This is a genomic window from Aliiglaciecola sp. NS0011-25 (genome assembly GCF_040370605.1).
In the GTDB taxonomy this organism is placed as follows: domain Bacteria; phylum Pseudomonadota; class Gammaproteobacteria; order Enterobacterales; family Alteromonadaceae; genus Aliiglaciecola; species Aliiglaciecola lipolytica_A.
The window spans coordinates 117,433-133,484 of record NZ_BAABWR010000013.1; the positions used below are offsets into that span (position 1 = coordinate 117,433).

The 16,052-nt window shown below is 41.4% G+C and carries 13 protein-coding genes; 11 read left to right on the forward strand and 2 right to left on the reverse strand.

The features are described from left to right. Positions 1 to 45 precede the first annotated feature (45 nt). Positions 46 to 2,193 carry an ATP-binding protein gene (locus tag ABWV72_RS12900; protein WP_353370987.1) on the forward strand — a complete coding sequence of 716 codons (2,148 nt, stop codon included), beginning with the start codon at positions 46 to 48 and terminating at the stop codon, positions 2,191 to 2,193. Between the two features lie 22 nt (positions 2,194 to 2,215). Here the strand turns inward: ABWV72_RS12900 and ABWV72_RS12905 are convergent, their stop codons facing one another. Both ABWV72_RS12905 and ABWV72_RS12910 read right to left on the reverse strand, forming a co-directional pair. Beyond that, positions 2,216 to 2,746, reverse strand: coding sequence for a DUF3750 domain-containing protein (locus tag ABWV72_RS12905; RefSeq protein ID WP_216047091.1), 531 nt, complete (start codon positions 2,744 to 2,746; stop codon positions 2,216 to 2,218). Between the two features lie 120 nt (positions 2,747 to 2,866). Continuing rightward, a complete protein-coding gene (locus ABWV72_RS12910) occupies positions 2,867 to 3,556 on the reverse strand; it encodes a VIT1/CCC1 transporter family protein (RefSeq protein WP_353370989.1) in 690 nt (229 codons plus the stop codon). Positions 3,557 to 3,893: 337 nt separating this feature from the next. On the opposite strand from ABWV72_RS12910, the gene ABWV72_RS12915 reads away from it, so the two are divergent. The 10 genes from ABWV72_RS12915 to ABWV72_RS12960 all read left to right on the forward strand — a co-directional run bounded on the left by ABWV72_RS12915 (position 3,894) and on the right by ABWV72_RS12960 (position 16,018). After that, on the forward strand, positions 3,894 to 5,291 hold the full coding sequence (locus ABWV72_RS12915; RefSeq protein WP_216047089.1) for an MFS transporter: 1,398 nt from the start codon (positions 3,894 to 3,896) through the stop codon (positions 5,289 to 5,291). Positions 5,292 to 5,547: 256 nt separating this feature from the next. Further along, positions 5,548 to 5,847, forward strand: coding sequence for an FHA domain-containing protein (locus tag ABWV72_RS12920; protein ID WP_342804910.1), 300 nt, complete (start codon positions 5,548 to 5,550; stop codon positions 5,845 to 5,847). Beyond that, positions 5,844 to 6,653: a MotA/TolQ/ExbB proton channel family protein gene (locus tag ABWV72_RS12925; protein ID WP_216047087.1), complete on the forward strand. Its 810-nt coding sequence runs from the start codon at positions 5,844 to 5,846 to the stop codon at positions 6,651 to 6,653. Before ABWV72_RS12920 ends, ABWV72_RS12925 begins: the two co-directional genes overlap by 4 nt. An 18-nt stretch (positions 6,654 to 6,671) precedes the next feature. Further along, a complete protein-coding gene (locus ABWV72_RS12930; protein ID WP_216047086.1) occupies positions 6,672 to 7,445 on the forward strand; it encodes an FHA domain-containing protein in 774 nt (257 codons plus the stop codon). After that, positions 7,445 to 8,221 (forward strand): PP2C family protein-serine/threonine phosphatase, encoded by a 777-nt coding sequence (locus ABWV72_RS12935; RefSeq protein WP_342804909.1) that lies wholly within the window; start codon positions 7,445 to 7,447, stop codon positions 8,219 to 8,221. The genes ABWV72_RS12930 and ABWV72_RS12935 overlap by 1 nt, the downstream gene beginning before the upstream one ends. Positions 8,222 to 8,240: 19 nt before the next feature. After that, positions 8,241 to 9,761: an FHA domain-containing protein gene (locus ABWV72_RS12940; RefSeq protein ID WP_353370993.1), complete on the forward strand. Its 1,521-nt coding sequence runs from the start codon at positions 8,241 to 8,243 to the stop codon at positions 9,759 to 9,761. Between the two features lie 60 nt (positions 9,762 to 9,821). Continuing rightward, positions 9,822 to 10,643 (forward strand): vWA domain-containing protein, encoded by an 822-nt coding sequence (locus ABWV72_RS12945; protein WP_353370995.1) that lies wholly within the window; start codon positions 9,822 to 9,824, stop codon positions 10,641 to 10,643. Between the two features lie 15 nt (positions 10,644 to 10,658). Beyond that, complete coding sequence (locus ABWV72_RS12950; protein ID WP_216047082.1) at positions 10,659 to 11,546, forward strand: serine/threonine protein kinase; 888 nt, start codon at positions 10,659 to 10,661, stop codon at positions 11,544 to 11,546. Positions 11,547 to 11,569: 23 nt separating this feature from the next. Further along, complete coding sequence (locus ABWV72_RS12955) at positions 11,570 to 13,450, forward strand: PP2C family protein-serine/threonine phosphatase (RefSeq protein WP_353370997.1); 1,881 nt, start codon at positions 11,570 to 11,572, stop codon at positions 13,448 to 13,450. Positions 13,451 to 13,462: 12 nt separating this feature from the next. Then, positions 13,463 to 16,018, forward strand: coding sequence for a M4 family metallopeptidase (locus tag ABWV72_RS12960; RefSeq protein ID WP_353370999.1), 2,556 nt, complete (start codon positions 13,463 to 13,465; stop codon positions 16,016 to 16,018). The last annotated feature ends 34 nt before the right edge of the window (positions 16,019 to 16,052 follow it).

Consider the following 16,052-nt stretch of genomic DNA (forward strand, 5'->3'; position numbering starts at 1 on the left):
TTCAACACGGTTTTATCCCATTATTATAAAAACTAACGAATCTACATGCCTTTAGAATCTCAAGAAAATTCGCTTGAACACATTCGCGAGAAACTAACAAATACTGTGTTGGTGGCTACTATTGGTTTCGCTGGCGTTGCCTTGGCCGGTTCCTTATCTCGCATTCCCACAATTGGTTTTCTCCCCGCTATGTGGGTTCATATTGTCAGCACCTGTGTGTTAGTGGCTTTTTATCTGTTTCGTCATCGCTTCTCAAACACTATTAAAGCTGGTTTGATTACGTCCCTGTTTTTTATTATGGGGGTGGTAGGGATCCATACATTTGGTTTGTCAGGCAACGGCATATATCTTATTTTTGCCGCTGCTATTTTTAGTAGTTTGATGTTAAGTATGGGGGTCGCTGTCGCAATCGCAATTTCTGGCGGCTTGGTGTTATTTTATTATATGGAACTGGTTTGGCTAAATGCTTTTGAGTTTAGTGTAGAACAAAGCGTTTACGGTTTAAGTGTTTCTGCGTGGGTTACATCATTACTGACTTATGCATTTATTATTAGTATTGCGTTGTTTTTGATCCAACACTTTTTACATTATTTACAGTCTTTGCTGCTAGATAAGCAGATCACTATTGATTCTCAAAGTAGTAAAATTGAACGTTCAGAGGCTATCTTTCAAACCGTCATAAATCACCTACCTTACGGCATATCATGGAAGGATAAACAACTAAGATATCTAGGAGCAAATCAAGCGTTTTTGGAAGACTCAAAGATTGAACATATTAATCAATTGAAAGGAAAAACAGACTTTGATATCGCAGATGAAAAACAAGCCAAAAAGCTCGTAAATTTAGATAGACGAATTATCTATGATAATGAAAAAAGTATCCAGTACCAAGAAAAAGAAGTCAGTAGAGGTAATAAATTCAAGTTTAAAGAAGTGACTCATTTAGCGCTTCAGTCTAAAAAACAAGACCTAATTGGGGTACTCACTTCCTACCATGATATTACGGAAAGTAAAAATTTAGAGCTTAAAGCTGAACGGGCCAGGGAAATCGCTGAGAAGGCAAGCAAAACTAAGTCGCAATTTTTAGCTAATATGTCACACGAAATTCGCACCCCAATCAATGGTGTTTTAGGGTTGTTGGATTTGTGTTTACATACGGATTTGAACAAACAACAAACGGAATATTTATCCCGAGCAAATTTTTCTGCAAAACTGTTGTTACAAATCGTTAATGACGTACTTGATTTATCTAAAATTGAAGCTGGCCACTTTAAATTAGAAAATCATCACTTTTGTTTTGAAGACATTCTATTGCAAGTCGAAAACTTATTTTCGAGTCAGGCAACATCAAAAAATATCAAGTTTAATACACAAATATTAGGCAAACAGAATGTTACCCTTATGGGCGATCCTACTCGTGTCATGCAGATATTAATGAACCTGAGTTCTAATGCTGTGAAGTTCACACATATTGGTAAAGTTGATGTATTAGTCAAGATAGTAACCAGTGACGATCAAGCTAAAGTGAAAATATTAGTAACTGATACTGGTGTTGGAATTGAAACCAAGTCTATTCCCAAGTTGTTTAATAAGTTTACACAAGTGGATGAGAGCATTACAAGGAAATACGGTGGTACAGGACTAGGGCTTTCCATTGTTAAACAATTAGTTGAAGCCATGGGATCTAGCATCATCGTAAGAAGTGAGATAGGTAAGGGGACCGAATTCAGTTTTATGTTGCAGTTGCCTTTAGCAAAAGAACGACGGGCCGATATAGCTAGACCCAACTTCAAACAAAATCTGGCCAACAAACGCATCTTATTGGTGGAAGACAATGCGATTAATCAAGAAGTTGCTAAAAGTATTCTAGAGCAAAGTGAGGCTCAGGTGACAGTAGCAAACAACGGTCAAGAATCACTAGACATATTGCTTGAAGAAGATTTTGATTTAGTTTTAATGGATGTGCAGATGCCGGTTTTAGACGGCTGTAGCGCGCTCAAAATTTTGCGTCAAAATGAAAAGTGGCTTGATTTACCAGTTATTGCTTTAACTGCTAATGTGTTTGCTGAAGAAGTGGCTTATTATAAAGAAATTGGTTTTACCGCCCATCTTGGAAAACCCTTTTCTCGACAGGCATTGTTAGAAATTGTTCAACTATATATGCAACCCAGTATGCTCAGCGAACAGGTATAATACAATCCTTCCATTTAGTTGATTAATCAGCATACCCACTGCCAATGGCGTTAAATGGCATGGTCAGTTCCAATTCAGGTACTTGCAAAGCAACCCATGCAGGAAAGGTGTTACTATTTGGACCTGGAAAAACCGTGTATTCATTTGCCCAAGGATAGCGGCTAACAGCAGCAGAAACTTGGGGGATCAAGGCACTGGCCTTTTCACCTTGAATTGACAGTAACTTTTCCGGTTTTGCTCCATACCAAAATCGATCTGGGGTAGGCGTTTGGTATTCTCGTAATGCAGGAAGCCCACTTTTGACACGCCATCCCACCACTTCATAAACCGTATAATCTGCTGCATTTTCTGGTTTAATGGCAATCCAAGTATGTACCGCAAACCAGCCTCTCCAGCTATATGCGTCTGCTGCGTAAACTTCTATTACGGCATTCTTATTGAGCTGTGGGTTCGGAGCAATTCCAGCAGACTCTCTGCTTGCAGTGCGCCAACTATTATTTGAACAGGCGTTTATCAACACACAAATAAATACCACTAATATGACTTGTTTCATTTAATACCTTTTGCGATTTAAGCATGCCGCATATGTTTTAATTAGCCACGCGTATTTTCAAATCAATAGCGTTTTATGGTTTTTTTACTCAAGTACTATCTCGGTTTCGTTTGATAGTTATTATCCTGATACTTGGAAGACGTAACCAACACCAATAGACACAGCCATGGCTAACGAGCCCCAGATTAATACCCGTAGTGAACCTTTTAATATGGAAGCTCCACCAATATTAGCTGACAAACTGCCTAACAATACCAAAGACAATAACGACACAATCACTATCGAAGGGATTAACAAAGGACCACTCACCAGTAGCACTGTCACTAGTGGTAAAAGCGCTCCGGCAGTAAAAGACAATGCCGAGAACAAAGCGGCTTGAAAAGGGTTACCTTGAGACTGTTCGGTAATCCCTAGCTCATCTCTAACATGACTACCGATGGCGTCTTTAGCCATGAGTTGCTTGGCAACTTGCATGGCCAAATCACTTTCTAAGCCACGTTCTATATAGATATTCGCCAATTCTTGTTCTTCAGCTTCCCAGTTTCTGTCAATGTGTTTTTGCTCTAAAGAAATTTCTGCATGTTCAATATCCGTTTGTGAACTCACAGATACAAATTCGCCTGCAGCCATAGACATTGCCCCCGCCACTAGCGCTGCCAAGCCGACAATAAACAAATGCTCTGGTGCAACTTGCGAAGCTGCTATGCCGACGATCAAACTTGCGGTGGAGACTATGCCATCATTTGCGCCTAAAACAACAGCCCTAATCCAACCAATTCGGTCTGCTTTATGTTCATGGTTATAGTCCATAAGAAATTTATCTCTACATCTGGTCGGTAATTCGAAAGCGAATTGTAAAAGTATTGCAGACAATGATATTGCAATTAGAAGGTCGCGCCAACAACCGATAACTTGTTATCGTCATTTATTCTCAGGCTGGGAATGTCGTTAGACATCGTATATTGGTTATTTAGATAAATAGTGCACAGAGCAATTCTTTAACATTGAAATTAAATAGATGCTGAAGATTGCCGTGGCTATATTGTAAACTAAGGCATTATATCAATTGGATCTTAGAATCACTGTACAACTCACGGTTGATCAGTATGATCTTTTTACAATTTTTATTAGCAGGTATTTTACTTTTTTGAAAAAGCTTCCGGTAACCACTGTCGCCCTTATTGTTGTATGTCTCGGTTCTTTTATTGGTCCATTAGGAATGGCATCTGTGAATGTCGCTATCCCCAATTTAGCCGCCGATTTGCACGCAAACGCTAAGATGGTGAGTTGGTTGCCAACCCTATTCCTACTCAGCAGCGTGGTTTTTATGCTGCCGTTTGGCAAGTTGGCAGATAATTACGGTAGGAAGCGAATTTATACCATTGGCTTAGCATTGAATGCCTTTACTTCGCTAATGTGCGCCCTGGGGCAACAAATTGAATGGGTGTTATTTTGGCGCTTTGCTCAAGGTGCTGCTTCGGCGATGATTTTTGGCACTGGGGTCGCGATTCTCACCTCTGTTACCCCTTCTCATAAACGCGGAGCGGCCCTTGGTTTGGCTGCTGCCTGTGTTTATATTGGCCTAACCCTAGCACCAGCTATTGGCGGCTTGCTTACCGAGATTTGGAGTTGGCGGGCGGTATTTTTATTTCAAGTTCCGTTAATCCTGTTTTTGTTGTTGTTAATTAAGTGGGGCTTGAAAGGAGAGTGGAAAAATGACGAAGTCGCTTCATTTGATTGGCGCGGAAGTTTCATTTTTGCGGTGTCTTCAGCTTCTTTAGTTTTCGGCTTTAGCTCTGTTCCAAAACTGTATGGCTTTTTATTGTTGATTTTGTCGGTCATCACTATGATCTTTTTTGTTTATCACCAGAGTCGACACCATACACCGTTAATTCGCGTTCAAATGTTTCGAGAGAGCAGGGTTTTCTCAATGTCGCTGACGACGTCATTATTGATGTACGGCAGTAATTTTCCATTGGCGTTTTTGCTGAGCCTGTATTTACAAGTCGTGCAAGGCTACGGTCCAGCAGAAGCCGGTCAAATATTGTTATTACAAGCATTCGCAATGGCTATATTAGCGCCAATGTCTGGTCGACTGTCCGACAAAATCCAACCTCGATTCTTAGCGACTATAGGATGTGCAATAGTCGCTTGTGGTTTTTTGGTGCTTTCACAAATGACAACGGCTACGGGGACAACTTATATTGGTGGTTCTTTATTATTAATTGGCATTGGTTTCGGTTTGTTTTCCTCCCCCAACAACAATGCCATTATGGGCGCTGTGCAAGATAGAGAGTTAGGCGTTGCCTCCGCATCTTTGAATCTTGCTCGAACAATAGGTAACCTTTTGGGAATGAGTTCGGTTAATTTGTTAGTTCACTATTATCTCGGGGATAATAAAATTGTTGCTGAGCAAACACCTGCCTTAATGAACACTTTATCGACTGCTTTTTACATTTCCTTGGTCAGTGTGATTATCGCTACCTTTCTATCTGGCTTTCGTGGGAAGGCAGAACGGCAGACTAATTCATCGGCATCTGGTTAATCTAAATTATGCCCAGAATTAGTTTGCTTGAACTCGCAAATTAACCTCTTAATGTTAAGCGTAAAATTCTTTCCCATCGTCATTTTATACTGTCTTAAATTCTTATATCTTTGTCTTATAAGGAAAATAAGTTAAATCATCTTTTTATCATTAAATATTATTTTCCTTAAAATTAAAGCTTGTTCGACTTTTCAACTACCGCTAGTATTAAATTCGGAACCCAATATTCATTGCTTAAAAATGCAGCATTTTTCGTATGTTTACTAGTGACACTGTCATAAGTGTGGGTCGTTGCGCGCAAACAAATGACGTTCATATTAATGATCCCAGTGTTTCTCGTAACCACTTACAACTAAGAATCAATAGTCTAGACTTTATTGAAGTCAGAGATTGTGGCTCATCATATGGATCATTTTATTGGGAAGGGAGTCAATGGCTTCAATTTGACGTAGTGACGTTAAGCGCCAACGATTATATCGTGGTTGGTGAGACGAAACTTCGCATAATGGAAATCATGATCGCATATCAAATTAAGAGCAGGAGCCGTGGTATATGACCAGTTTGGAGAAAGAAGAATCTTACTATCGTCTGGTTGTGTTACTGGCAATGTCTTTCATTGCTTTAGTAATCATTATTATCGGCTTTGTACTGACCGATAAGCAGCCGGAAATCAGCACAGAAATGCGCTTAGCTGATATTCTTTTTGACCGCAGCGGTCCTTCTTATCCCTTTACTATTCAGAATGTAATGTGGGTGTTTTTCTTTGTTTGTGCTGGCGAGATTTGGGTACGCTGGCAAAGGGCAACCCAAGAAATAAATCAAATAAACCGCGGTTTAATCAGTGATGATGAAGATGCTCTTTATCGGCCCAAAGACTTAGGTCCAATATATCAAGCTATTAAAGCTGATAACCTTGGCAGTCGTTTTTACCTGCAACGCTTAATTAAACGAATTATTTTACAGTTTCAACTTTCCCGCAGCACTGAACAAGCTAACAATCTTATGAATTCCTCTTTGGAGTTAATGCAACACGAAGTCGATTTAAAGTACACCATGGTGCGTTACTTAGTTTGGCTTATTCCTACATTAGGCTTTATTGGCACAGTGATAGGTATCGCAATGGCATTGTCCAGTGCGGGTGATATGCCACCATTATCCGATTCTGATGCGATCAAAGGGTGGGTTGCCGTCATCACTATTAAGCTTGGCGTTGCTTTCAATACAACATTATTAGCGCTAATTATGTCTGCGGCGTTAGTATTTTTTATGCATCTGGCCCAAGGACGAGAAGAAAAAGCGTTAAATCTGGTTGGCCAGTATTGTTTAGACAGATTAGTAAACCGCTTAATCGCGGCAGATTAAAATTAAGGAGTGAAAACCATGAGCTTTAGACGTGGTCCAGATGGGAAACCAATCGAAATCGAATCAAGCTTTGTTAAAAATGATAATAAACCAACCCAATCGGGACCTGATGGCGGCACTAAACCGCCGCAAGGTCAGTTTGGTGGCCAAGCCAGTAAGCCAAAAGAAGGGGCGACACAACCGCCCAATGTCGATTTATTTAATCATATGAAATCCTCTGGTCCTGCGATGCGTCCAGGCGGAGTGGCGGTTCCACCTGAACCGCCTACACGACCACCTAATATGCCAGGGGAAGATAACGCCGCTGGAAATTCGCCGGAAAACGCTATTCCGCCAGGCGGACAACAAGCGGCTTCTAGACCTGTGGTAGAGGAACCTAAAACCTCAATTAACTTTGGGGGAGCCAGCGCAGGGGCAAGTGTCGGTGGCAATGCTTCGCAGGCCAGTGCTGAATCTTTTGTATGCGGCTGGTTGGTAGTGGTTGATGGTCCAGGTAAAGGTAAAAGTGTGGTCGTAGGCCCAGGCCAAAGTGCCATATCTCGCTCACCCACTGAGCGCATTACTTTAAACTTTGGCGACACTTCTATTACTTCTAAACAGCAGTTATTAGTTATATATGACGATGAAAATCGCGAGTTTATAGTGGCTCCCGGTAATGGCTCGAGCTTGAATCGAGTGAATGGACAAATTGTCGCAGGCCAGACTGTATTGCAGACAGGAAGCCTATTAAAAGTCGGCGCCACGACCTTAAGGTTTGTAGCGTTTTGCGACCAAAATTTTAATTGGGAATAATGATGCTACAAATCTCCGTAGGATGGGCTCAAACCGTCGGAAAGCGAGACTATCAGCAAGATGGTGTTACCAAATTGGTTTGGCCCAACGGGTTTGCATTAACTGTTTTATCTGATGGTATGGGCGGTGCGGTTCATGGTGAAGTTGCCAGTCAGGAAATTTTACGAGCCTTTAATGACGCTTTTTGCAGTAGTGAAGAAGAGCACATGGACGCGCGTTTGCAACTAAGTTTAAACGCCACAAATCAACATTTAGCTGAATATATCATCGAAAATCCTGAATGCAACGGCATGGGCGGGACGCTAATCGCGGCGGCATTTACAGGCGAACATTTGGATTATTTGAGTGTTGGAGATAGCCCTTTATGGCTGTGTCGAGGCAATTCCCTACAACGCATAAATCAAGACCATTCAAAAAAATCTGAATTAATGCAGTTGGTTGAAGAAGGCGTGATGACTGCCGAAGACGTTGCCGTTCATCCCCAGCGCAATCAATTAACTTCTGCGGTGATGGGTTATGACGTCGACATGGTTGACATCAATAGCATTGAACTGCAAGTCGGCGACATTGTGCTTTTAGCCAGTGATGGGATAGAGAGTATTCCTGAACAGGATATTGCCACTATGTGTCATCGATTTAATCAATCTGATCCGCAAATATTGGCGGAACATATTGTGGGATATGTGGATAGTCTTGATCAAGATTATCAAGATAATGCAACGGTAATGGTATTAAAAGTTTCTCAGGAAACTGACTCGGAAGAATTAACAGAATAATAGACGTAAGGAAATCGGCATGTTTTTGTCACCTAGATTGATAGCACTACTGGCACTGGTTTTTAGTTCGACGATATTTTCCGCCACGGCGGAAACGTACGCTTATCAAGTTCAAATTGAGCGTAAAAACGGTAAAACCCAAACGGCGATAGCGACTAAAGTGAATGATAACCAGTTTGTCACTGATGCAGAGGTGATAGATGGTGCTAAATCACTTTTTATTGTCGATAACTCAGTGACACCAGCAGCTAAAATACTGGCTACAGTGATAGTCCAAGACGAAGACAAGCGCCTTGCGGTTTTGTCCGCAAGCAATGTAACTGGTGACCCTGTTTTGTTAGCAAAAGAGGCACAAACTGTCGGTGAGCAATTGATCTTAAAAACCGACTCTGAAGAAACCCCTTCCATCGTTCAGCGATTAGAGCCTGTAAAAGATCTCTCCGAAGGCGATATTTATGTTCACACTGCGCTCTACCAAGAAGGACAGTGGGCAGCGCCTTTACTGAATAACTGTAAACAATTGGTAGGTGTAAGTGTTTTTGAAACGGCCATTTTTGCGGGTATGAAAGCGCCAGAAAACATCGCTTATGCATTATCTACACAAACACTAAAGTCTTTTCTAAGTGAAAATAATATTACCTTTAGCGTTGCTGATGAAGTCTGTCTTTCGGATGTAGAGCAAGCAAAAGCCAAAGCAGAACAAGCCGCAAAAGACGCTGAAGAGGCAAGCAAACTTACTGAACTTGCTAAAAAGGCCAAAGAAGATGCAGATTTGGCTGCGAAAACCAAATTAGAAGAAGCTCAAAAGAAAGCCCAAGAAGCCAAAGAAGAAGCTGACAGGTTGTTGCAAGAAGCGAAAGATGAAGCCGCTAAAATTGCTGCAGAAAATTTAGAAAAACAAAAGAAAACCGAAGACGCTATCAAAAAAGCCGAAGAGGAACGTTTAGCGCTCGAAGAAGCTAAGGCCAAAGCAGAGCAAGCCGCCGAATTAGAAGCGCAAAAGCAGGCTAAGTCTGAACAGCAAAAAACCTACATTTTATTAGGTGGTGGCGTTTTGCTATTGGTTATGTTGTTGCTGTTCGTCATTCTTATGCGTAAGCGAAAAGAAGCGATGCAAGCGCAAACAGACGAACTTCAAAATAAAGTTAAAGAAGCCAGTGGCCTTGCTCAGGAAAAAGATAATCTAGCAGGTAAAATCGCAGCAATGGAGAAGTCCTTCAACGATATCTTATTAGATGGTTCGACTACCAAAGGTGACACCGTAAGAATTAAAATAAATGGTAAAGCATTAGCGCAAAGTGAAGGTCAAATCATAGGTCGTGAAAGTGCTCAAGTAGATTATGTTTTGGGAGAGAGCGAGATTTCCAGAAAGCATCTAATGATTCGATTGCACGAAAATAAAATCTATGTGGAAGATATGGGAAGTCAAAACGGCAGTTGGTTAAATGAAGTCCAGCTTATCCCAGGTCAACCGATGGAATTGAGCAATGATATGGTTCTTCGCTTAAGCACGATATCGTTTAAAGTCACAGTGCTTTAAATTTGCCTAACCGGCAATGTTAGTCATTGCCGGTGATGTAATCAAAAGGGAAATCGACAGATGAAGCTCAAAAGTAGGGAAATCAATATCTTTAGCATGTCAGCTTTAGATTTGTTTGCTTCAGGAATGGGCGCGTTTATTTTACTCGCTGTCATTTCACTTCCTTTTTTTGGCAATGTATCGAAAATTCCCGCACCTGCGCCGCAAACGTGTCCAGAAGTGAAGGTGTGTCCACCGCCTAGTGTGCCAAAACCTGATCCAGTTCCAGTGCCTAAACCCACGCCATCGGGGTTCCAAAAAATGCAAACCCTTGATTTAGTGGTGGTATTAGATGTGACTGGCAGTATGGGGCAAGAAATCAATGGTTTACGTGCTGAAATTGGCAATATTGCACGGATTATCGAAATGTTATCTGACTCAGCGGCCATGCGCATCGTTACCTTTGGAGATAAAAACTTTGATCGGCCTGTGTCTGAATTCCCTCTTACCCTCACCAAAGATATCGCTGTTTTAAAATCTTATTTAGAACAAGTCAATCTTAACTTGGGTATTGGTAGAGGATTCAACCCTGGTGATAATGGTGAATCGGTTTACGCAGGATTTGAAGCTGCGCTGGACACCAAATGGCGTTCTGAGGCGCAACGTAGAGTGATTTTTATCATTACTGATGATGAAGCGCACTCTGGTGAAGCTCGACCATTAATGACCAAAGTTCAACGCTTCGCCAATGAAAAATACAGCGTATCTGTGCGTTACTCTGGCGATGAAAAACACGAAAAAGAATTTTATCAAGGGTTGGCAAAAGCTGGCTTGGGTAATTATTTAGATATTTCCAACGGGTCGTTAACCGCAGCGTTGTTAATTGCGCTCATGCCCAAGTAAGTTAAGAACAGTATTGTGGAACGAGAACTTCAACCCGGCGATCGAATACATCGATATGTTATTGAAAAGGTGCTGGGTAGCGGCGGCTTCGGTGTTGTTTATCTTGCCCAACATGCTTCCCTTGAATATCGAGTGGTTATTAAAGAGTATTTGCCGAATCAAATTGCTCACCGTGTTGACGGCATGGTCAAGCCCTTCATGGCGGATTTGACCCAAGTTTATGAAACAGCATTGCAGCAGTTCAAAAATGAATGTGAAACTTTACTCACCTTAGATCACGATAACATTGTTTATGTATACGATTGTTTTTACGAAGCGGGTACTGCCTATATGGTTATGCATCAAGAGATTGGTAATACCTTATGGGAAAGTTATGTGCAACAAGTTGAAATTCATAACCAGCCGTTTTCGTGGCAACAAATTAGTGCAGTATTACCTGGCGTATTAGCAGGGCTGGATTATTTACACCAACAAAACTTGGTACACAGAGACGTTAAAGCCAGTAACGTGTTTTTACGTTCAGGTGCAGTGCTGCATCCTATTTTAATCGATTTTGGGGCGGTAAAAGTAGCGGGTGGCTACGTGAGTCAACAAGCCCAAAATACTCAGTCGTATGCTGCATTGGAACAAGAATATAATGTTTTCCCTATAGGTCCTTGGACTGATATCCACGCTTTAGGGGTGATGATAATTGAACTTTTAACAGGGCAACGGCCGATTAAAGCGTTTGACCGATATACGCAATCAAACAGCGATGGCAGCGACCCTATTTTAATGTTGTTGGAACAAGTGTCTCATAGCTGCGGCGATACTGTTGCTAATGCATTATTTTATGCCACTCAACTGCAACCTGAACACAGGTATCAGGATATCAGTGAATTTAAAGCAGCGTTGCCATTATAAGAGCGCGTGGAAGGGAATTATAAATGTCTAATAACCGTATTATTTTTGAAAAATCTGAACAAGCGGGCAGAGATTACAATCAAGACCGATATGCTTATCATTTGAGTGACCAGAATAACGATATATTCATCGTTGTAGCGGACGGCGTGGGAGGCACTAAGCAAGGCGAGTTGGCAGCTGAAATTATCGCTAATAAAAGTGGCGAGTTCTGGCAAACTCGCGATAATTTTATGCATGCTGAAGATTTTCTAAATGCTTTTGCACAGCAGTGTAATGCAGCGATTAAACAAACTTGTGAGCAAGGTATTTCAACCGCTGCTACGCTAACAGCATTATTGCAATTCAATGGCGAATTAGTCACTGCCCATGCTGGTGATTCTCGAATTTACCAATTTGATCAAAATGGCAAAGTAAAACAAACCAAAGATCATTCCCTTGCTTATGCAAAGTTCTTGATGGGTGAAATACGCGAAGATGAATTAGCCACACACCCAAGCCAGACCCAACTTTTGAACTGTCTTGATGGTAGTGACAGTGCCCATTGTGAAATCACTCACTGGCAGCTAAATGACGGTGAGTACTTTGTATTGTGTACTGACGGTTTCTGGGAAATCTTCGACAATGATGAAATCTTAGAGTTAGTCAAAAATGACAATAGAGATTACATATTCGCTAACCGCATGGATGACACATTGCAAGTTAAGCCCAGTCAAGATAATACCACCGTTGTATTGTGTGAATTGGATAAAAGCACCGCTGTGCTGACATCTGAAAACAAGACTGAGGCAGCGACAGCAGCACAGATACAACAACAAACTTCAGTTTCCAGCACCGCTCCGACGTCAGTGACGAATAAGACAGTCACGCCTAGTGAAAACGAGATAAAGACAGTCGTTAATTGGAAAGTGATCGCTTTGGCGCTTGTGGCCTTAATGTTGTTAGTGTTGCTTTACTTTACCTACCGTACCTCCATCGAACCATGTTGCACCGATGAGCCGCAAATATTAACCGAAGATGAGTTTGAGCCTTCGCCTAATGATGCACAAGTGCATGAAGATATGCTCAAGGAAGTAGGCACTGATAGTGATGCTAAGATTGCGAGCGACTTAGAAACAGAGGAAATTGAAAACCAAGCTGAACAAGTGCTTGAGGATGTTGAAAAATCCCTTGATCAAGTTGGTTCACAGGTCGCCAATGAGGTAACTGACTCCATTGATGATGCGAAACAAGCTGTTGAAGAGTCGGTGAGTGAGGTTGACAAAAGTGTTGATTCGATGGAGCAATCACCACCATCTTCGGCTGTAAAAAATTATGTGAAAAATGTTGATGTAGAGGTAGTGGCTAGTTCTGATGAGCAAGGCAATGTATCTGGGCCTGCAGATTTGAACGCCAATTTAGATTCAGCGCCAAGTTTAGAATTAGACATTGCTGCTGGTGAAGATCCCATTGCTAAACTTGAAGATCGTTTAACCCAAGATGGTAGTTTGTCAAAGGGCAGTAAATTAAGCAAAACGGATGTGATGAAAGATCAATATACTGAAATTATCACAGTTCAATTAAAGGTCAAAGATACACCAGTGTATGGCGCTTTACTGCGTTATCAAAAAACCAGTTCAGGGATTGAGGTGATTTCTGGCAAAGTCAGTAATTTATCGCAAGTGCCAGACTCTCCAAGCCATGATTTTGCAACCTGTTTTAAGCAATATCAAAGTGCTCAAAGTCAACAAGCAAAAACAATTGAAAAAGGTAAATCTGACGCCGTACTTTATATTGACCCTGCCAGTTCAGGCTATTTTTGGTTAACCGACATTATCGTGCAAGAAACTGGGCAAGCGTTTGATTTATTTTTGCTTGATGCTAGCTGTGAATCACTGCGCCTAGTACCTAAACATGTTAGTCGTTAAGGATCATAAGTGGTGAAATACTTTGCCTTAATCGCTGTTTTCATTAGCTTCACTAATATTGCGGCTCAGCAGTTTGAAGAAACTGGGAGGGGAAGTGCCACAGCGCTGCAAGCCCCTCGTCTAGAAACCTCATTTGAGCCTGTTGATACGCCTATTCAGTCAGAGCAAGATCTGAATGGCTGGGTGAGTGAGAATAAAGCGCTTTTAGGGATGTCTGATGCTGCGCAAATACAAATACTGCAAAGTACCCAAGAAGATAACGGCTACAGCATCTATCGGATTCAACAGAAACTAAATAATATTGATGTATTTACCCATCAGTCAGTATTGGTTTTGTCACAAGGGCAACCTGTTAGTGCTCACTTAATGACGACTGATTTGCCTGCACCCGCTGCGCCAAGTATGGCGAGTTTACAACAAACGGTAACGGCCACTTTAGCTGAGTTAAAAATTGAATACCAAGACCAACCTGAGGTTAAACCTGTATATTTCAAAGTTGCCAAAGAACTGCTCGCAGCAGCCGTAGTGCGTGGCAAATTCAAAAAAAATCAATTGGACTATTTATATACTTTGGTTATTTCTAGTAACGGTTCTGTACTTAAAGAAATCCCCAATCGCCTTGATTTTAGTTATGGTTTGATTGATGTCGATGAAATGTGCGCTGTGGTTGGTTATAACCGTCCAACGACCATAGTCGAATTATTGATAATGGCTGATAGCGGCTACATTCAGGCTTATCCGCCAGCTGAATCCCAGTCTATGGCAAGTTCTACCAGTGAGCGAAAATTAGCCGCTATGCTAGATGATGCTAATTCCTATTTAACAACTCTGTTTGGCCATTCTGGCATCGATAGACATGACAATGTGCAAGTTTTGGCTTTTGTTGGTAATAAATTTTATGAAGAAAGTCTGAGTTGTGCTGGTAACAATACCACTAACGCATTTTGGACTGAACTGAGTGACTCACTTGGTTTAATGCAGATACATGCTCCCTTATTACAAAATCCTGAAGTTATCATGCACGAACTCACCCACGGTATTGTGGCTTATGGGGCAGGGCTGATTTATCAGCAAGAGTCGGGCGCATTAAACGAAGCTATTGGTGACGCTATTGGCGTAGGTTTCGTCAGTTGGCAGAACAAGCGGTTAAACTCACCAGCCTCTTCTGATTGGAAGTTAAGGCTAGGTAACCAAGTAATACGTGATTTCAGCTACCCAACCCGAATTCAAGATATGCCTGATCATTTCAGTGAACGCTACACTGGCAGCAAGGATTACGGTGGCGTTCATATTAATTCATCTATTATTAACCATGCTTTTTATTTGCTCGCCGAAGGGGGAGCTCATCGGCGTTTGGGGGGCGACAACGTTCCTAAAATCGGGATGAAAAAAGCGTTGTTAATTTGGCAGTATGGTGCCACAAAAATCTTAACGCAAACCTCGGATTTTCAAGATGCTCGTTATGCCTTTGCTAAATCGGCTGAAATTATTTTTGGCGAATACAGTGAAGAAAGAACAGCAGTGCACATGGCATTTGACGCCATTGGTGTAAAAGGTCGTTGGACTAAAAACGAGCCACCGCCTAAACTAGATCCTAAACCTGATCCCAAGCCAGATCCTAAACCTGACCCTAAGCCAGATCCTAAACCCGATCCAATTCCAAAACCGGATACAAAGCCAGAGTCTACTGCCGAAATAAGTAACCAAGTGCTGTTGTTAACTGTCCTTTGCTTATTTTTATTGTTCGTTGTTTTGTTTTTTATGCTCAAAAAATCTCGCCCAGGTAAAGCGGACAATTCGGAATTCGCTCCCTATAATCTAAATTTAGACACTAACGGCGATAAAGGTCAGTCTGGAAAAGCTGGCAAATTGAATGCTGAGCTAACCGGTAATTATGGGTTTTTATTGGTTGATGACAAATATTACTCGTTGTCGAATGCAGCCTTGTGCGGTAAAGGAATCACCGTTGGCCGTTCTGATTCGGCAACTATTTCTATTCAGTATCCTTCTGTTTCTAGTTTTCATATACGTTTGTTTTTGCACGACAAGTTCTTGTATGTAGAGGATTTAGGCTCAACTTACGGGACCTTCGTAAACGCTGAAAAAGTGACTAAACATCAAGCGGTACGGCTAAATATAGGTGATGAAATTCTGCTTGCTGATTTGCCGTGTCATATTACTGATAGCAAACAATCGGCGGCCAAAAACGCTAAACAAACTGCGAATATCTCGTCCACTTTAACCTTGCAAACCGACAAAGGGCGGTTTCAAATTCACAGTGAAAAAATGTCAGATGAGGGAGTTACAATTGGCCGAGATACCGCTTGCCAGCTGGTTATTCCCCATGACTCGGTTTCTGGGACTCATGGCAAATTTACCTTTAAAAATGATACATGGTGTTTTCAAGATTTAGATTCTTCTTACGGATCATTTTTGAAAAACAACAACCAAGCTGAACAGCTGGAAAAGTTTTCAGAGCAAGAACTTGTAAATGGTGCAGTGTTGTATTTAGCTGATTTCAAAATTGAAGTGGGTGTTGAGCAGGATGACGGCAAAATTAGGCTCTAGTCATTTTTTAAATTATCGATAAGTTAAGGCATTA